The following is a 19036-nucleotide window of genomic DNA, read 5'->3' as shown; positions in this document are numbered from 1 at the left end:
CGGTGAGTTATCTACAGAAAGCTGTATATAACTTGTGATTAAAATAGGAATAACTTGTCTTAGATTTGATGTATCATAGGGGAAATTGTGAATAAAGTTATCCACAGAAATCACACCATCGAAATTTGTCGAAGACTTTTTCGAAAAAAGTTGGATTTTTTTCATAAGAATAGTAGGTTATACAAAAATTTTCTAGATTTGTTTTGAAACAATACAAGAAATTGTATATCATGAGTAAGGAGTTAGAAGCTCGTGATAAGGTAAATGAGGTGAATAGGTTGTTAAGAAGGTTTTTACCTAATGAACATGTGAAAAGCGTGTTTGATATAAAACCAGAGGATTTAAAAGCAAAAGCAATTAAAGGCATTATTACAGATTTAGATAATACGTTGGTAGCGTGGGATGTTGCTGATGCAACACCAGAGATCATAGACTGGTTTAAGTCAATGGAAGAAAATAATATTAAAATAACGATAATCTCTAATAATAAGGAAGAAAGAGTAAAATTATTTTCTGAACCATTAAATACTCCTTTTGTATTTAGTGCTAGGAAGCCGTTAGGAAGAGCGTTTAAACGAGCTACACAAAGCATGGGGTTAAACAGAGAGGATGTCGTCGTCATCGGGGATCAACTTCTTACAGACGTGTTGGGTGGGAATAGTGCAGGTTTTTACACTATCCTAGTAGTCCCGATTGTACAAACCGATGGTAAGATCACAAAAATAAACCGACAAATTGAACGTCGAATCTTGAGCTGGATGAGAAGAAAGGGAATGATTAGTTGGGAGGAATAGAAGTGGAGCCTATTATTTGTCAAGGATGTGGAGTGGAGGTGCAGTCTGAGGATGAAACAGTGCCTGGATACGTACCAGCTTCTGCTTTAAATAAAGAAGTAGTTATTTGTAAACGATGCTTTCGGTTAAAGCATTATAATGAAATACATGATGTTTCCTATACAGATGATGACTTTTTAGAAATGATTAGCCAAATCCGAAATGCTGAAGGGTTAATCTTGAATATCGTGGATATTTTTGATTTTAGTGGAAGTATCATTCCGAGCTTAAAAAGACTCACAGGTCACAATCCCATTTTATTAATAGGAAACAAGGTCGACCTTTTACCAAAGTCGACGAACCTTCATAAGTTAAAGATGTGGATGAAGCGTTCTGCAAATGAGTTAGGATTAGAAGTTGAGAATGTGTTTTTAATCTCTTCTATTAAAGGCAGTGGAATGGATCGTTTAATTTCGGAGGTTGAGACATATCGAAACGGGAAAGATGTCTATGTAGTAGGGAGTACAAATGTTGGGAAGTCAACGTTCATTAATCGTTTGATTAATCAAACTACAAGAGTAAAGGATGCCATTACGACTTCTTATTTCCCGGGAACCACCCTAGGGTTTATCGATATTCCATTAGATGAGCAAACGTCATTATATGATACTCCTGGTGTTATTAACCGTGCTCAGATATCTCATTACGTATCTGAAGCAGATTTAAAAGTAATTACACCAACAAAAGAGGTGAAGCCTAGAGTCTACCAGTTGAACGATAAACAAACCTTGTACTTTGGTGGACTTGCACGGATAGATTTTGAAAAAGGGGATCGTTGTTCCTTTATTTGTTATTTTTCAAATGGATTACCGATTCATCGGACAAAGCTAGAAAATGCGGATGCTCTTTATGAAAGACAGCTAGGAGAAGTGCTTCACCCACCAGACGAAACTACAAAGTCGATGTTACCACCTTTGCAGGCACAATCATTTAAAATAAAGGAAAAAACAGATATCGTTTTTCCAGGATTGGGATGGGTGACAGTTCCCCCTGGAGTTACTATCACAGCTCATAGCCCGAAGGGAGTTACAGTTTCTATTCGGGAGGCATTGATTTAGGAGGGATGAAATGGGGATAACGCTAGGTTTAATCGGATTTCCTGCTAAGCATTCTTTGTCTCCTTGGATTCACGGAGCATTTATGGATAAGGCAGGTATAGAAGGGACCTACACAATCTACGAGACCAAACAGGACGATTTAGAGCAACAATTAAAAAAATTAAAAATGCATGGGATTGATGGTTTTAATGTAACTGTTCCATATAAACAAACGATTATGAATTATTTAGATGACATAGACGATGCAGCTGCAAAAATTGGTGCGGTCAATACGGTACTTCAACAAAATGGGAAATGGATTGGGTATAATACGGATGGGCTTGGTTATCAACAATCTTTGAGAACTGCTTTTCCTAATCTTTTCTCAGGTGATAAACATGTTTTAATTCTCGGTGCTGGAGGGGCTTCTCGAGGTATTTACTATACACTATCTCAAGGTGAATTCCCACAAGTCGATATCGCCAATCGTACGAAGGAAAAAGCGGAAGCATTTCTTCCTTTAAAAAGTGATCGTACGGATTCGAAGGTGATAGATTATAAAGAAGCAGAAAGAGTTCTTTCTACCTATGATTTAATCGTTCAAACGACTTCTGTAGGGATGAAACCTCATGTGAACGAACAGGTAATAAAACTAGAAAAACTGTCTACTCATTCGGTAGTAAGTGATATTGTATATCAACCAATTCAAACGCAGTTATTAGAAGATGCTGAGAAACGGGGGGCATACATACACCATGGCCATGCAATGCTTCTCTATCAAGCACAGGCTGCATTTCAGATTTGGACAGGGAAGCAACCGCAAGTAGACTCGATGTTGTTAGATTTAGAAAAACGATTGCGAGGCGATTAAATGTTAACTGGGAAACAAAAAAGATTTTTGAGAGCAGAAGCACATCATTTAAATCCAATCTTTCAAGTAGGAAAAGATGGAGTAAATGATAATATGATAAAACAAATCGATGATGCTTTGGAAAAACGAGAGTTAATTAAAGTTTCTGTCCTGCAAAATTGTCTAGAAGATAAAGAAGTTGTTGCAGAAGCTATATCCGAAGGTACCGGGGCTGAAGTAGCACAAATCATAGGAAATATAATTGTGCTATATAAAGAATCTAAAGAAAATAAAACGATACAACTACCTTAGGGGTGACCTATGAAGAAAGTAGGACTTCTAGGTGGAACATTTGATCCACCACACAACGGTCATTTATTAATTGCAGAAGAGGTTCGTCAAGCGTTAGGATTGGATGAAATCTGGTTTATCCCATCTTATGAACCACCTCATAAGCAACAAGCACGTACAGCTAGTAAATATCGAGTGGAAATGGTGCAGGCAGCAGTACGAGATAATGAACATTTTAAGGTTCAGCTTATCGAAGTGAATCGAGAAGGAAAATCGTATAGCATTGATACGGTCAAGCAGTTAGTGGAAGAGTATCCAAATGTTGATTTTTATTTTATTATCGGTGCAGATATGGTGGAATATTTACCTAAATGGGTTCAAATTGATGAACTGTTTGAACTTATCCGATTCGTTGGTGTGAAACGAAAGGAGTACAAACTAGAGTCAAACTATCCGATTATTGAAGTGAATATTCCAGAATTTGCTGTTTCCTCCTCAATGATTAGACAGAGACTTAAGAACGGATTATCTGTTAAATATTTGGTCCCAAATTCGGTCATTGAATGCATAAAGGAGAATCGTCTTTATGAAGAGAAATGAAGCGTTAGCCATAGTGGAACCACAGCTTAGAACTGCCCGCTTTGAACATACAGTCCGGGTTACCGATACTGCATTAGAATTGGGACGTCGTTTTGGTGGTAACCTAGAAAAAGCAGAACTAGCTGCTATTTTTCATGACTATGCGAAATACCGAAATATCCGCGAAATGAAGCGTTGGATTTTGTCAGAGTCTTTACCTAAGGACTTATTACAGTATCATCATGAGCTCTGGCATGGTCCAGTCGGTGCCTTATTAGTGGAAAGAGAAGTTGGTTTGAATGATCGTGAAATTTTATCTGCTATTAGATGGCATACGACAGGGAAGGCTCACATGAGTCAGTTAGATAAACTTATCTTTTTAGCTGATTACATGGAACCTGGACGTAGTTTCCCTGGTGTTGAAGAAGTAAGAGAGGTAGCAAAAAATAATCTTGAAAAAGCTTGTTTGCTTGCATCAAGAAATACGATTATGCATTTAATGAATAAAGGACAGTCCATATATCCGGATACCTTTCATTGTTACAATCATTTGGTACGAGAACTTTCAGTAAAAACGGAGGGAAACCATGAATGAATAGTAAAGAACTAGTAAATGTAGCAGCGAAGGCTTGTGATGACAAACGTGCAGAGGATATCGTGATTTTAGATATGCAACATGTATCCTTAATTGCCGACTATTTTTTGATATGTGATGGAAGTAGTGAAAGGCAAGTCCAAGCTATTGCACGTGAGATTCAAGAACAAGCAGAAAAAAATGGGTTAGAAGTGAAGCGAATGGAAGGATTTGAACAAGCTAGATGGGTTTTAGTGGACATAGGAGATGTGGTTTGTCATGTCTTTCATCGAGAAGAACGAAACTACTATAATCTGGAGAGACTTTGGGGAGATGCACCACTTGTGGAAACGGAATTTTCTCACGGGGGATAAATCATGTCTTATCAAAATATGGCAAAGGTATATGACTTTCTCATGAAAGATGCACCTTACGAAGAGTGGACAAACCTAGCTTTGAGATGGGTAAAAGACTCAAAGCCTGCAAAGATTTTAGACTTAGGCTGCGGTACGGGTGCGATAACACGCCGATTAGCTAATAATGGCCATCAGCTAGTCGGCGTTGATTATTCCGATGATATGCTTTCCCAAGCAAGATCTATAGCGGAGGAAGAACATGTATCAATCCAATGGATCCATCAAGACATTCGAGAATTGTCAGGTGTACATAATCAAGATATGGCTATTAGCTTTTGTGACGTTTTGAATTACATTACAACTGAGGAAGAGATTCGTATGGTTTTTCAGCATGTATATGAATCGTTAAAGGATGGTGGGTTATTTTTATTTGATGTCCATTCCATCCAACATATGGAGGAAGATTTGAAGAATCAAATCTTTTCAGAAGTATATGAAGATGTTAGTTATGTGTGGATGTGCGAATCAGGAGAAGAAGTAGGCGAAGTGTTGCATGACCTCACCTTTTTTGTGAAGGAAGAGGGGACAGAATTATATCAGCGGTTTGATGAAACTCACCATCAAAGAACATTTACACCTGAAAGCTATCATACTTGGTTAGAAAAAACAGGATTTGAAGTAGTTTCTATTTTCGGAGACTTTGATCCACATGCTACCACTATATCTGAAGCGGAAAGAGTATTTTTTGTATCTAAAAAAGTTCGAAAAAGCTAATTTTAGCTAGTTCGAACTTTTTTTGCAGGATTTTGAAAACGTCTCGCGAAATGAATAGTTACTCGGCAAGCTCTAGTTGTTCACTTATTTTTGATATGTCTTCATCATATTTAGCATGTGTACTTCTAATCAACAAGGGAAAGAGATCTCCGAGTTCTCCATCCATTGCCTTGATGCCTTCACCAGTTACCCCGCCTTTTACGCAAACCTTTTGAATCAACTCAGGTAATGTAAAATGTCCGTCTTCTAACAGCTTTCCAAATCCGATGAACATTTTCTCTGTTAGCTCGGTTGCTGTATCTTTGTCAATCTTCGTTTCCTTCACAGCAGAATCGATAAATTGTTCGGCTAAATAACCAAAAAATGCTGGCCCACATGATACGATATCTGAGGAAACCCGCGTTATGTCATCATCGATGTAAAATGGTGTAGAGTAAATTTTACTACTCTGTTCTAGATATCCTTTCATTTCTTTCGTAATGCTATCTCCAAAAGTTAATAACGTAATTCCAGAAAGTGCACGATTCGTTATACTTGGTATCATTCGTGCAACTTGACAGGGTACTAAGGATTCCAGTTTCTCTACGGAAAAAGGACTAGTGATAGAGACTAAGCATTGCTCCTTTCTCCAATGCTTACGTGTTTTCTTTAGAAGCGGATAGATTTCCAGTGGTTTTACACAAACAAATACAATATCAACTTCATCAATTAAATCCTCTGCTTGCACCAGAACATGAATGTTTGGATAATCTTTTTGGATATCGAAGGCTTTTTGAACGGTACGATTATGAATATACAACTGACTTTGGCTCATCACGTTGGAAGACATCCAGCTGTTAATTAGGATACTTCCCATATTACCAGTTCCAATAACTCCCCATTTCATTGTTGCTCCCCCACTCTTCATGGATTTCTTCTACACATTCTATGTTTCGAAAGTAATATTATGAAAGGAACGTGGTATTCCATGACTTGGTTAAAGAACAACTGGTTCATAAGTGTCCTTTTCGTCATTGGGATAGGATTAGGCTTCATGCAGTTTTTACAACCACAGCAAACTAATGAACCACCTGGTTTTACAATGGAAGACAGTAACAATTTAGAGGAGGATATAACACCTATATCCGAGGATTTACAATCTGAATCGGCGACCATGATGGTGGACGTGAAGGGCGAGGTTAAACAACCAGGCGTTTACGAAGTGGATAGTAGTAATAGAGTGGAGGATGTCATAAAGCATGCGGGTGGGTTTACGAAACAAGCCAATCCGATCGGTGTAAATTTGGCACAGCGAGTACAGGATGAAATGGTGATCTACGTTCCAAAAGTAGGTGAGGAAGGGTCTGTGGTAGCACCAGCCAAAGGTCATCAAAATAAAATATCGATCAATAATGCTGATCAAGACTCATTAGAGCAATTAAATGGAATTGGGGAAAAGAAAGCGTTGGCAATTATAGAGTATCGTGAAGAGCATGGCAGTTTTAAAAAGGTGGAAGACCTATTAGAAGTACCAGGTATCGGCGAAAAGACATTAAAAGGATTTGAAGATCAGGTACGTGTACCGTAAACGTATTGACTAACCACTAGGCCGAGGGTACACTAAAAGCACAATTTGTACAAGGTGGTAACAATCATGGAACGGATCTCTTGGAATCAATATTTTATGTCACAAAGTCATCTTTTAGCTTTAAGAAGTACATGTCAACGCCTTATGGTGGGTGCAACGGTAGTACGTGACAAGCGTATCATCGCAGGAGGTTATAACGGGAGTGTATCTGGCGGGGTACATTGCTCGGATGAAGGATGTTATGTCATCGATGGTCACTGTGTACGTACAATTCATGCTGAGGTGAATGCTCTATTGCAGTGTGCGAAATTTGGTGTACCCACCGATGGAGCAGAGATTTACGTCACACATTTTCCGTGTCTGCACTGTTGTAAATCGATCATTCAAAGTGGAATCAAAGCGGTGTATTACGCGGAAGACTATAAAAATCATCCGTATGCAATTGAACTTTTCCGTGATGCTGGTATTAAAGTGGAGAAGGTCGCATTAGAGCATGTATCGATTCAATTAAAATAAAGAAGGTGGTGGTCGTATAAAGGGCTATTGGCATTGGCTAGCATATGCGACATTGGCCGCTTCTATTTCGGCCACCTTTCATCGCTATGATGTATTAGGAATGTTTCTCTTATGGATGGCTTGGGTGTCCTATAAGAACTCTTATCTTCGATTTTACTTATGGATATGTATGTTATTATCATTAGGACTGTTTAGTTGGATGAACAGTTCCTCCATTACGCCTCAATCCTCTGTTAATTCCTCACATACTACCATTCACGGCGAAATAATCTCCATAAAAGAACGAAACGATTCCATGTATTCGTTTGTAATCGAAGAAGATAGACTTCGTACACTTGTGACGATATTTAACGAAAATCAAAAAGTTAAATCAGCCCGCTTAGTTACGATTAAGCACGGCGCGTTCTGTAAGATAAAGGGGAAGAAGGAAATTCCTGAAAGGAGTAGAAACCCTGGGCAATTCGACTATCAAAGATATTTACAACAAGATGGTATTTCCTTTCAGCTTACAAATCCTAGTTATTTGGAGTGTAAGGGAGCCAGTTTCTATGAAAACATTTACACATTAAGAGAAAGAGCAATCCTCTATACAGAAAGGTATTCGTCTTTTACGGCTTCATGGTTACAAGCGCTTTTATTAGGAAACGATGATGCACTTCCAGATGATACAGTAGAGCTCTTTCGGCGTTGGGGATTATCACATTTATTGGCTATTTCGGGCCTTCATGTTGGGTTGCTCATTGGGATGATTTATTTCTTTCTTATTAAAATATGTCAAATCACGAAGGAACACACACAGGTTTGCCTGCTTCTTTTGCTTCCTATATATGCCTGTATTGCAGGGGCGGAGCCTTCTATTATACGTGCCTCATGCATGGCTATATTCGTTATCCTACTCCAACGGTTTCAAGTTAAACTTCCTACTTCGGATGTTTTAAGCATCGTATTTGTTTTCCTTATTATGTTTAATCCATCGATAATTAGAAATGTTGGATTTCAATTCTCTTTTCTTGTTACATTTGCGATTCTCTTGTCATTAAAATGGCTTAAAAGTGCTTCCACCGTCGTCATTATTCTTCGTATTAGCTTAGTAGCACAGTTAAGCGTTTTACCCCTACAAGCTTTCCATTTCTACTCGTTTAATCCACTATCCATTTTGTTAAACACCTTTGTTGTCCCATACTTTTCATTCATTGTTATGCCATTTGTTGTCCTTCTCTTTATCCTTAGTGTGATCGCACCTTGGATAGGAAACATATTGCAGTATCTCTTTGTAAAGCTCCACGGTTCATTTCTTGATTGGTTAGACATAATGGATAGCGTTGCCTATTTTCCGTGGGTAACGGGAAAGCTTTCGGTTGTCTTTGTTGTCCTTCTTTTTTGTTCAGTTCTACTTATGATGAAAGCTCAATTAATGAATCAATATAAGCGTTCATTTTATGGTGGTTGTCTACTAGTCCTTCTGCTTACCATCCATTCGATCATTCCATATGTAAGTCCTAAGGGTTCGGTCACGATGCTCGATATTGGACAAGGGGATTGCTTTGTTATTGAACTTCCATATCGAAAGGGTGTCATTTTAATTGATGCTGCTGGTAAAAGAACGGTAAAAGATGAATGGTCGGATACAACGTACAGACAAGTTATTATGCCTTTTCTTCATTACAAAGGAATTCAATCTATTGATGCAATCATCTTGAGCCATAATGATTTAGACCACGTAGGAAGTGTTCCTTTTTTGGTGGAACATTTTAATGTTAAATCAATCTGGACTAGTCCATACTTTAAGCCTCAGTCTTCTTTGAAAAATGGGCTCCAAATTCAAAAAATCCAGGTTCAACATGTAAAAAAGGGGGAAGTATTTGTTATACAAGGGCAATCTTTCTACACCTTGCACCCCAAACAGAACCATGGAGAGAAAAATAGAAATTCTTTAGTACTATTTTTAAAATTAGGTGGTTTAGAATGGTTATTTACCGGGGATATAGGGGTGGAGGAGGAAAAAATGATCCTGAAGGAATATCCCAAACTACAAACGGATGTGTTAAAGGTTGCCCATCACGGAAGTCAAACATCAACATCTGAACAATGGATTAAACAGATTAAGCCAAAGAAAGCAATGGTTTCCGTAGGCAAAGATAATAGGTACGGCCATCCGAGTAGGGATGTTATAGAATTGTTAAACAAATATGACATTCCAATCTTAAGAACAGACCTAAATGGGGCGATTACGTACGAATTTGTAAAAGAAAAAGGAACATTTTTTAAGCATCTTCCATAAGCTAATTAGAAGCGAAACCGAAATATACAAAAAGAGCTCCATCACGATAATCATCCATATGGAATAAGGATAAAGACTACATGCGAATTTTCTTATTCCACAAAAAAGAGACTGCTAACTGCCAGTCTCTTTCATTCGAGATATGTTTTTTAAGAACCGATAACATCTACAATGACACCAATAAAGAAGATAATCATGAAGAAAAGAAATGAAAAAACGAAGCCTTTTCCTGAGTCAAGGATATCGTGATTCTTAGACTGTACATCTTTTTCAAAATCGTTCATAAAATCCCTCCTAGTCCAATAATTAGTATAAGTTAAGGACAGAAAAAAATCCACTTAGATTTCAAATCTTCCTAATACATTATGTAGTTACCTTTGTTAGCAAGACTTTACACCCATAGAATTTTTCATTTAGGTCAATCTATAAGTAAAGCAAATATCGCTTCCTTCGCAGTGTCCTAGGTCTGGAAAGGAAGCGTTGATATAGATTGCTTCATCTGGGGAATAGCGGACCAGCTATTTCCCAGCTTTTTTTTGCTTGCCTTCCTCTCCAATTCCTTATACGATTGTGTATAGGATATGGGGTGAAAACAATGACTTATTTGGATACTATCAAAAAAATCAAAAAGAAGCAATTTTCTCCGGTATATTTAATACATGGAACAGAGACCTTTTTAATGGAAAAGGTTAAAAAACAGCTCATTAAACAGGTTATGCCAAATGAAGATAAAGATACAAATATTTCTATGTATGATTTAGAAGAAGTTGCCATTCAGGATGTTATTTACGATGCAGAAACGTATCCATTCCTAGGTGAAACGAAACTTGTTATCGCCAATCAGGCATCCTTTTTACAAACGAAACCAGACAAAACTGGGGTAGAACATGATTTGGAGGCTTTGCAAGCATACATAAACGAGCCTGTAGATTTCTCCATCCTTGTATTACTTGCTCCATATGAGAAATTAGATGAAAGAAAAAAAGTCACAAAACTGTTGAAGAAAAAAAGTGAAGTAGTTACTTGTGAGCCAGTGAAGGAATGGGATTTGCAAAAATGGATTAAAGATATTGCTATACCATTTAACGTCTTTGTAGAGGATGACGTCATCCCGTTATTCAATCAAGAAATAGGGACCAACTTATCAATGCTGGAGAAGGAAATAGAAAAATTAGCTTTGTATGTAGGTGAAAATGGTACGGTCACAAGAGAAATCGCACAGTTGCTTTTATCTCGAAGTGCGGATACTACGGGATTGCAATTAGTGGATGCTGTCATAGAAAAAAATTTATCACGAGCTATTCAAATCTACAAGGATTTAGAGAAAGCTAAGGAAGATCCAATCGCATTAATCGCGTTATTGGCATCACAATTTAGGACGATAACCCATGTTAAGGTTTTAAAACAAAAAGGATATTCGCAGCAACAAATGGCTCAACAATTAAAGGTCCATCCATATGTGGTTAAGATTTCTGCAAGTAGGGAAACGAGTTTTCATTTGGAGGAGCTTCGGAAAATATTAAATATTTTTGCGGAAACGGACGCACAAATAAAACGAGGTAAAATAGATAAGCATTTGGCGTTTGAACTACTACTTTATAAGCTGATTCATATTAAAACGGCAATAGCGTAAAGCAAGGGATTATCTCCCTTGCTTTTTTTTACAAATAAAAAACGACCCCAAATAGGATCGTTTGTGTTGGTCATAAGTCATTCATTAAGCGGACAATTCGTTCACTTTTTTAGCAAGGCGAGATTTTTGACGATTGCCTTTGTTTTTGTGGATGATTCCTTTTTGAACTGCTTTGTCAATTTTATGAGCAGCTACTTTAAATGCAGCTTTCGCATTTTCAACATCTTTGCTTTCTACTAAGCTTTCTACACGTTTAATTTGAGAACGCATATCCGTTTTAATAGAGATGTTATGTGCACGGTGATCGTTGTTTACACGAACACGCTTGATTGCAGACTTAATATTTGCCATTTTTTTCACCTCCAGAGTAAAACATCTACCTGTAACAAAAGACATTTTACCAAAGTGTCCTCCCTATTTCAATAGAAATTACGCTGATAGAGTAAAAACAGTCCGGATGGAACCTCTTCGTATGTAATCTAATTCTGATGGAAACCCTAGTAACTAAAAGGGGGTTCTTAATGATGAATCAAGAAGATAAACAATTTCAAGTTCGAACAGACTTAGCTGTTGAAGCAAAGGACATGTATGTAGAAAAGGATAAAGAACAAGAAGATCGGATTGAAGGTGTCTCGATTACCGATAAACGGGATGGGGATGTAGAAGTAACCTACGTACAAATTAATCAACTAGGGGCAGATAAAATCGGGAAGAAGCCTGGTACCTATGTGACGTTACATAGTGAAGCGGTTAAGAAACAGGATACTAAGCTTCAAGAGCAAACCGCACAAGTTTTAGCTAAAGAATTAGCCAATCTTTTAAAGGCAAGTAACATAAAGCCTGAAGCAAAAGGACTAATTGTTGGCCTTGGAAACTGGAATGTGACACCAGATGCTTTAGGACCATTGGCAATAGAAAAAGTAATGGTCACAAGTCACCTGTTTGAGCTACAGCCACATTCTGTTCAAGATGGATATCGGCCTGTGTCTGCTATGACTCCTGGAGTAATGGGATTAACAGGCATCGAAACGAGCGATATTATCTATGGAGTGATTGAAAAAACAAAACCTGACTTTGTGATTGCAATTGATGCTTTAGCTTCCCGTTCGATCGAACGGGTGAACGCAACGATTCAACTTTCTGATTCTGGGATTCACCCAGGCTCAGGAGTTGGAAATAAAAGAAAAGAGATTAGTAAAGAAACATTAGGTATTCCGGTTATTGCACTAGGTGTGCCTACAGTGGTAGATGCTGTAACGATAACGAGCGATACCATCGACTTTGTTTTGAAGCATTTTGGTAGAGAGTGGAGAGAAAAAGACAGACCTTCTAAAGCACTTTCTCCCTCTGGAATGAATTTTGGTAAACGAACATTAACCGAGGAGGATTTACCAGATCCAGAAAAGAGGAAGGCCGTACTAGGAATGGTAGGGGAACTAGAGGAAGAAGAGAAAAGGTCCCTTATAAAAGAAGTATTAACACCACTTGGCCATAACTTAATGGTTACCCCAAAGGAAGTGGATAGCTATATCAAGGATATGGCTCATGTTCTCGCATCAGGTCTTAATGCTGCCCTGCACGATAATGTCGATATAGATAATTTCGATGCTTATACGAGATAACCTAAGTCCTTCTAATTATTTTTGATTTCCTTATAAGTTTCGTTCTACTTTCTGTTCTACGCTCATAGAATCTATTAGAAATGATAGATAGAACGTAGAAAGGATGGAACGATGAACACGAATCCAAATACATCGCTTAACCAATTCATCAAACAGTCCAAGCCATGGTATAAAAAAGGAAGTCTTATCATTATAAGTATTTGTTTGTTGTTTTTCTTTATTGCAATTTTAACGTCTATAAAGCCTGCTTATCGACTTTATTCAAATACAATAAACGAATGGACAAGGCAAATTGACGGATCGTCATTTCTCCATTTTATGACAATGGAGAACCGCACGTTTCAGTCTGCTTTTCCAGAAACAAAAGAGCCCTTAAGTATATCAAATCTCGTGTTCCAAATGGCCACAAGTTTAAAACCGAATGATCCTCGAACTTTACTAGGGAGGGAACTCCCGGGATTTGATGCTTATAATGGAAAAATAATTGTAGCTGGCGAGGGTACAGATTATACGAACTTGCCTATAGAATCCGCAGCACCACTTGATATCGTGCTAAAAGATCGGGAAGCCAAAATGCCGGAAGAGGAAGTAGAGCAACAGCCTGATCAATCGAACGATAATCCTGGTCAACCAACAACCGGAGATCGGAAGGTAGTTTTCTTATATACGACACACAATCGTGAATCCTTCCTCCCGCATTTACCGGAAGGGACCTCTGCGGACGAGGCTTATCACGCAGAGGTGAATATTTCAAAGGTAAGTGACCGATTATCCAAAAGTCTTACAAACCAAGGTATCGGCACACAAGTCGACCATACGGATTTTATGACCGTTTTAAATAATAAAGACTGGGAATATTGGCAATCGTACAACGCATCAAAACCAGTTGTGGAGAAAGCTTTGGCCGGCAACAAGAATATTCAATATATATTTGATATCCACAGGGATTCGCAAGGGAGAAAAGAAACGACAACGAGCATTAATGGGAAAAACTATGCGCGCTTCTTCTTTATCGTTGGAAGTGATAATCCAGATAATGAAACGAATTTGAAGTTAGCAACGGATTTACACAAAAAGCTAAATGAAAAATATCCAGGGATTAGCCGAGGGGTTAAAACACAAGGTGGAGCAGGGTTTAACGGTGTGTATAATCAAGATTTATCCGATCATTCCGTGATTATTGAAATCGGGGGAGTAGAAAACAAAATGAACGAACTTTACCGCTCAGCAGATGCCTTAGCGAAAGTGTTTAGCGAGTACTATTGGCAAGCAGAAAAAGTACAGGGGAATTAGGGGGGATGAAGATGATAAAAATGTTAGCGACTATGCTCGTAATGGTTCTATTATTTTTAGGCGGTGTATTATTTGGAATTGATCAAGCCAGTGAAGGGGTAACAGAAATTCGCGGCTATTCAACAGACTCTTTAAAAGAAGCGGTTCAAACAGATAAGAACAAACAAGACAACTATCAAATTGAAGTGATGGGACAGGAGTTCGAGCAAGTCTCCGTAGAGGACAAAGAAGAAAAATTTCAAGAAATAGATGATAGCCATATGACCCAAAAAATCGCTGGAACTTTGGAGCAAAGTGTCAAGTGGGTGTATAATGGTCTTATCCAATCTGCTCATGAGCTTGTTAAGTCATTCTTTTAGCACATGCTAATGGAACAGTGAGATAGTGCAGTGAATGGTATCCAATATGTAGAGGAGTAGTGAGAACAACACTACTCCTTTTCTACATAAGACAAGGTGAATATTTGGCCATGGATCTGTACGCGTACCTTTCCTATATGCTTTTAGTCCCATATATGTGAATAAATAGTCCTAGGATTGAATAAACGTGGGCGTACTGCTATAATCAATCCTAGTAATATTGGATAATAAGCTTACTATGTATTTAGCTGGAGTGATCACCTTTGACGAAAAGAAACCAAAGTAGAGTGCGGAACTTTTCCATCATCGCACATATCGATCATGGAAAATCGACCCTTGCCGATAGAATATTAGAGAAAACAAAAGCTCTTACTCAGCGTGAGATGAAAGAGCAGTTTTTGGATGCCATGGATTTGGAAAGGGAACGTGGAATTACTATTAAATTAAATGCGGTTCAATTAAAATATAAACGTGAAAATGACGAAGAGTATTTATTTCACTTAATTGATACACCTGGTCACGTAGACTTTACATACGAAGTATCAAGAAGTCTCGCTGCCTGTGAAGGTGCGATATTAGTAGTAGACGCGGTGCAAGGAATTGAAGCGCAAACTCTTGCGAACGTGTATTTAGCCATGGATAACGATTTAGAAATTATCCCAGTTATAAATAAAATTGATTTGCCAAGTGCAGATCCAGATCGAGTGAAACAAGAAATCGAAGATGTGCTAGGTATTGACGGGGACGAAGCTATTTTAGCTTCTGCTAAAGCTGGAATTGGAATTGAAGAAATTTTAGAGCGTATCGTAGAAAAAGTCCCAGCCCCAGCCGGTGACGCAGAAGCGCCATTAAAAGCACTTATTTTTGATTCCTTATACGATTCCTATCGTGGTGTTGTCGCTTATGTTTGTGTAAAGGAAGGATCCGTAAAAGTAGGCGATAAGATCAAAATGATGGCAACTGGTAAAGAGTTTGAAGTAAATGAAATCGGTGTATTTAACCCAAAACCAGTTCCTCAAAATGAATTAACGGTTGGAGATGTAGGGTATTTAACAGCTTCTATTAAAAATGTAGGGGATACACGAGTAGGGGATACCATTACATTATCCAACAACGCTGCTGCAGAACCACTACCAGGCTATCGTCGTCTCAACCCAATGGTTTTCTGTGGTCTTTACCCAGTAGACGCGAACAAATACAATGATTTACGAGAAGCTTTAGAGCGCCTCGAACTCAACGACTCTTCCCTTCAATATGAAGCTGAAACCTCTCAAGCGTTAGGATTCGGTTTCCGTTGCGGCTTTCTCGGTTTGCTTCATATGGAGATTATTCAAGAGCGTATAGAAAGAGAATTTAATATCGATTTAATTACAACTGCACCAAGTGTTATTTATGAAGTAGAGATGACCGATGGAGAAACCATCTCGGTTGATAATCCATCTGTAATGCCGGACCCCCAAAAAATTGAAGCTATTCGCGAGCCTTATGTAAAGGCGTCTGTCATGGTGCCGAATGATTATGTGGGGGCAGTTATGGAGCTTTGTCAGAAAAAACGTGGCGATTTTATTGATATGCAGTATATGGACGATGTACGTGTGAATGTTATCTATGAGATACCATTATCTGAAATTGTTTATGATTTCTTTGATCAACTCAAATCCCAAACAAAAGGGTATGCGTCCTTCGATTACGAGCTTATTGGATATAAGGATTCTAAGCTTGTTAAAATGGATATTCTTTTAAATGGCGATAGCATTGATGCATTATCCTTTATCGTGCATAAAGATTTCTCTTTTGAACGAGGGAAGGCGATTGTAGAAAAGCTAAAAGCCTTAATACCGAGACAGCAATTCGAAGTACCGGTGCAAGCAGCTGTTGGAAATAAAATCGTAGCAAGGTCTACAATCAAAGCAATGCGTAAAAACGTTCTTTCGAAATGTTACGGTGGAGATATTTCCCGTAAACGTAAACTGTTAGAGAAACAAAAAGAAGGTAAAAAGAGAATGAAGATGGTAGGATCGGTCGAAGTACCACAAGAAGCATTCATGGCTGTTCTACGAATGGACGAAGAATAAGTTGGCTAAAACCCTTGTCAAGTGGTGACAGGGGTTTTGCTGATAGGACATGTGTTAAATAATGAGATAAAGGCGGTGGACAACGAAATGGTCTCCTCTGTGTATATTCATATTCCATTTTGCCAGCAGATTTGTCACTATTGTGACTTTACAAAGTTTTTTTATGACGAAAATTTAGCCAATCAGTATTTAGATGCGTTAGAAAACGAAATAAAAATAAATATCTCGGAACGAAAAAAATCGGTCAAGACCATTTTTGTAGGTGGTGGAACACCAACCGCGTTGACGCATAGCCAATTGGAAAGACTGCTGAAAATCATAGCGGAGTATTTTGATACAGAACATTGTCTAGAGTACAGCTTTGAAGCAAATCCAGGGGACTTAGACCTGGAAAAGATTAAGCTTTTAAAACATTATGGCGTTCAACGAATTTCACTAGGTGTGCAGGTGTTCGATGACAACATGCTGGAAGAAATTGGCCGTGTTCACCGTGTGAAAGATGTCTATCATAACTTGGATTTATTATTCCAGCAGGATATGCGGAATGTGAGCATTGATCTCATCTATAGTTTGCCACATCAAACCGTGGAGCACTTTGATAAAACGTTAAAAGAAGCTTTAGCTTTTAATCTTCCTCACTATTCTGCATATGCGTTGCAAATCGAACCAAAAACAATTTTTTACAACCGATATAAAAAAGGAAAGCTACATCGTCCTAAAGAGGAAGAAGAAGTTCAAATGTTCGAATTACTTCGGACTAAAATGCAAGAGCATGGTTTAACACAATATGAGATTAGTAATTTTGCGAAGCCAGGCATGGAAAGTAAGCATAATCTGACGTACTGGAATAATCAGCATTATTACGGATTTGGAGCAGGTGCACATGGCTATTTGCCAGGGCGGAGAATTGTCAATCTAAGACCGCTTCCTGCTTACGTAGAAAAGGCGCTTCAGGATGGAAATCCGGTTTTACATGAAGAGCCCATTACCTTGAAGGAACAAATAGAGGAAGAGATGTTTTTAGGACTTCGCAGACTTAAAGGGGTTTCCATAGAGGATTTTTCACACAAATATAATGAGGATTTACTCGGTTTATATGGAGCAACAATTGAACGATTAAAAGCAAAAGGCTGGCTCCAAATTAAAGGCGATGCGGTCTGTTTAACAGAGAACGGGTTACTGTTCGGAAACGAAGTATTTCAAGAGTTTTTACTAGATAATTCTTTTGAGCTTTCACATTGACAACAAAGTTCTGTTTTGTTAATTTATTATTAGATTTAGCACTCAACATTTAGGAGTGCTAACAGAGGTGATCATCGATGTTATCTAAGCGACAATTACAAGTGTTACAAGTTATTGTTGATGAATTCATCCAAACGGCTCAACCGATTGGGTCAAGAGCCATTTCAAAGCGACAAGAAGTGGAATACAGTTCTGCGACGATACGAAACGAAATGGCAGATTTAGAAGAAATGGGTTTCATTGAGAAGACTCATTCCTCTTCAGGTCGTGTTCCTTCCGAAAAAGGGTATCGTTTTTATGTCGACCATTTAATCTCTCCTTTTCATCTGTCCAATACCGATATAGGTATTATTTCAGATGCGTTTGAAAAAGGAATGGTGGAATTCGAGAAAGTTGTACAAAAGTCTGCGAGGGTGTTATCGGATCTAACGAATTATACGAGCATCATTTTAGGGCCGGAAGTCTTTGAAACAAAACTAAAGCAGCTGCAGATCATAAACTTATCTCCACAATCAGCTGTGGCAATTCTCGTGACGAACACCGGCCATGTAGAGCATCGTACCTTTTCGATTCCAAAGGAAATGAAGCCAGGTGACTTAGAAAAACTGGTGAACATTTTAAATGACCGACTAGTGGGAGTACCTATCGTTAAGCTCCAAGACAAGCTCTATACGGAAATAGCAGATCTTGTCAAAGCTTATACTACGGATTATGAAACGACGTATTCCTATTTGAAGGCTGCATTACTTGAACAACAACCAGTCAAGCTTTATGTAGGTGGAAAAACCAACATTCTAATGCAACCAGAATTTAAGGATATTAACAAAATAAGATCCTTATATTCGATAATTGAGCAAGAGGATTATTTGGCAGAAGTTCTCCGGTCCAATCATGAAGGAATTCATATTTCAATAGGACAAGAGAACAAACTCGATGCCATGCAGGATTGCAGCTTGATTACAGCGACCTATTCCCTTGGAGAACAACAAATTGGAACAATTGCGCTATTAGGCCCAACTAGAATGGAATATTCAAGAGTGATTTCACTATTGAATGTTTTATCCGGAAAACTTACAAAAACTTTTCATTCATGGTATGAAGAGAAATAAAAGAGGGTATAGCTTGTTATGGTGGGGAATTGCCATTTCCCATCC

General features: G+C 38.2%; 21 protein-coding genes. 18 read left to right on the top strand and 3 right to left on the bottom strand.

Annotation, left to right across the window (positions count from 1 at the left end):
• The first annotated feature begins 278 nt into the window (after window positions 1-278).
• The 8 genes from FN924_RS11065 to FN924_RS11030 are packed head-to-tail and all read left to right on the top strand — an operon-like array spanning window position 279 to window position 5294.
• Window positions 279-794 (top strand): YqeG family HAD IIIA-type phosphatase, encoded by a 516-nt coding sequence (locus tag FN924_RS11065; RefSeq protein ID WP_228409660.1) that lies wholly within the window; start codon window positions 279-281, stop codon window positions 792-794.
• A gap of 2 nt (window positions 795-796) precedes the next feature.
• On the top strand, window positions 797-1891 hold the full coding sequence (yqeH, locus tag FN924_RS11060; protein ID WP_143894467.1) for a ribosome biogenesis GTPase YqeH: 1095 nt from the start codon (window positions 797-799) through the stop codon (window positions 1889-1891).
• 10 nt (window positions 1892-1901) lie between these two features.
• Entirely contained in the window at window positions 1902-2741 is an 840-nt protein-coding gene (aroE, locus tag FN924_RS11055) for a shikimate dehydrogenase (protein ID WP_143894466.1), read from the top strand.
• Window positions 2742-3032 (top strand): ribosome assembly RNA-binding protein YhbY, encoded by a 291-nt coding sequence (gene yhbY / locus FN924_RS11050; RefSeq protein WP_143894465.1) that lies wholly within the window; start codon window positions 2742-2744, stop codon window positions 3030-3032. It begins immediately after the preceding gene.
• Between the two features lie 9 nt (window positions 3033-3041).
• The gene (locus FN924_RS11045; RefSeq protein ID WP_143894464.1) at window positions 3042-3611 is read left to right on the top strand and encodes a nicotinate-nucleotide adenylyltransferase; all 570 of its coding nucleotides are present in this window, start codon (window positions 3042-3044) and stop codon (window positions 3609-3611) included.
• On the top strand, window positions 3598-4185 hold the full coding sequence (yqeK, locus tag FN924_RS11040; protein WP_143894463.1) for a bis(5'-nucleosyl)-tetraphosphatase (symmetrical) YqeK: 588 nt from the start codon (window positions 3598-3600) through the stop codon (window positions 4183-4185). Before FN924_RS11045 ends, yqeK begins: the two co-directional genes overlap by 14 nt.
• Window positions 4182-4538, top strand: coding sequence for a ribosome silencing factor (rsfS, locus tag FN924_RS11035; protein WP_143894461.1), 357 nt, complete (start codon window positions 4182-4184; stop codon window positions 4536-4538). Before yqeK ends, rsfS begins: the two co-directional genes overlap by 4 nt.
• Window positions 4539-4541: 3 nt before the next feature.
• Window positions 4542-5294 (top strand): class I SAM-dependent DNA methyltransferase, encoded by a 753-nt coding sequence (locus FN924_RS11030; RefSeq protein WP_143894459.1) that lies wholly within the window; start codon window positions 4542-4544, stop codon window positions 5292-5294.
• Between the two features lie 58 nt (window positions 5295-5352).
• Here FN924_RS11030 and comER read toward each other — a convergent pair whose 3' ends face one another.
• Window positions 5353-6180 (bottom strand): late competence protein ComER, encoded by an 828-nt coding sequence (comER, locus tag FN924_RS11025; protein WP_143894456.1) that lies wholly within the window; start codon window positions 6178-6180, stop codon window positions 5353-5355.
• Between the two features lie 81 nt (window positions 6181-6261).
• Here comER and FN924_RS11020 point away from each other — a divergent pair, with 81 nt between their 5' ends.
• The 3 genes from FN924_RS11020 to FN924_RS11010 all read left to right on the top strand — a co-directional run bounded on the left by FN924_RS11020 (window position 6262) and on the right by FN924_RS11010 (window position 9658).
• On the top strand, window positions 6262-6861 hold the full coding sequence (locus tag FN924_RS11020; RefSeq protein ID WP_228409428.1) for a helix-hairpin-helix domain-containing protein: 600 nt from the start codon (window positions 6262-6264) through the stop codon (window positions 6859-6861).
• Between the two features lie 66 nt (window positions 6862-6927).
• Window positions 6928-7377: a ComE operon protein 2 gene (locus FN924_RS11015; RefSeq protein WP_143894452.1), complete on the top strand. Its 450-nt coding sequence runs from the start codon at window positions 6928-6930 to the stop codon at window positions 7375-7377.
• A gap of 100 nt (window positions 7378-7477) precedes the next feature.
• Entirely contained in the window at window positions 7478-9658 is a 2181-nt protein-coding gene (locus FN924_RS11010) for a DNA internalization-related competence protein ComEC/Rec2 (protein WP_228409427.1), read from the top strand.
• A gap of 149 nt (window positions 9659-9807) precedes the next feature.
• Here the strand turns inward: FN924_RS11010 and FN924_RS11005 are convergent, their stop codons facing one another.
• Entirely contained in the window at window positions 9808-9942 is a 135-nt protein-coding gene (locus tag FN924_RS11005) for a YqzM family protein (RefSeq protein ID WP_143894448.1), read from the bottom strand.
• A gap of 311 nt (window positions 9943-10253) precedes the next feature.
• On the opposite strand from FN924_RS11005, the gene holA reads away from it, so the two are divergent.
• Window positions 10254-11291, top strand: a complete 1038-nt coding sequence (holA, locus tag FN924_RS11000) for a DNA polymerase III subunit delta (RefSeq protein ID WP_143894446.1) — start codon at window positions 10254-10256, stop codon at window positions 11289-11291.
• 84 nt (window positions 11292-11375) lie between these two features.
• Here holA and rpsT read toward each other — a convergent pair whose 3' ends face one another.
• A complete protein-coding gene (rpsT, locus tag FN924_RS10995; protein WP_143894445.1) occupies window positions 11376-11642 on the bottom strand; it encodes a 30S ribosomal protein S20 in 267 nt (88 codons plus the stop codon).
• A gap of 173 nt (window positions 11643-11815) precedes the next feature.
• Here rpsT and gpr point away from each other — a divergent pair, with 173 nt between their 5' ends.
• From gpr to hrcA, 6 genes are all read left to right on the top strand, one after another.
• A complete protein-coding gene (gene gpr, locus FN924_RS10990) occupies window positions 11816-12913 on the top strand; it encodes a GPR endopeptidase (RefSeq protein ID WP_143897194.1) in 1098 nt (365 codons plus the stop codon).
• A 111-nt stretch (window positions 12914-13024) separates the two neighbouring features.
• Window positions 13025-14206 carry a stage II sporulation protein P gene (spoIIP, locus tag FN924_RS10985; RefSeq protein WP_143894443.1) on the top strand — a complete coding sequence of 394 codons (1182 nt, stop codon included), beginning with the start codon at window positions 13025-13027 and terminating at the stop codon, window positions 14204-14206.
• 11 nt (window positions 14207-14217) lie between these two features.
• Window positions 14218-14565 carry a DUF3679 domain-containing protein gene (locus FN924_RS10980; RefSeq protein WP_158633987.1) on the top strand — a complete coding sequence of 116 codons (348 nt, stop codon included), beginning with the start codon at window positions 14218-14220 and terminating at the stop codon, window positions 14563-14565.
• 263 nt (window positions 14566-14828) lie between these two features.
• Window positions 14829-16640, top strand: coding sequence for a translation elongation factor 4 (lepA, locus tag FN924_RS10975; RefSeq protein ID WP_143894439.1), 1812 nt, complete (start codon window positions 14829-14831; stop codon window positions 16638-16640).
• Window positions 16641-16727: 87 nt separating this feature from the next.
• Window positions 16728-17882: a radical SAM family heme chaperone HemW gene (hemW, locus tag FN924_RS10970; RefSeq protein ID WP_143897193.1), complete on the top strand. Its 1155-nt coding sequence runs from the start codon at window positions 16728-16730 to the stop codon at window positions 17880-17882.
• 77 nt (window positions 17883-17959) lie between these two features.
• Complete coding sequence (gene hrcA, locus FN924_RS10965; protein ID WP_143894438.1) at window positions 17960-18991, top strand: heat-inducible transcriptional repressor HrcA; 1032 nt, start codon at window positions 17960-17962, stop codon at window positions 18989-18991.
• The last annotated feature ends 45 nt before the right edge of the window (window positions 18992-19036 follow it).

Source organism: Radiobacillus deserti (genome assembly GCF_007301515.1).
Classification (GTDB): Bacteria; Bacillota; Bacilli; order Bacillales; family Amphibacillaceae; genus Radiobacillus; species Radiobacillus deserti.
The sequence above is the reverse complement of the archived record's forward strand: the minus strand, read 5'-3'. Positions and strand labels throughout refer to the sequence as shown.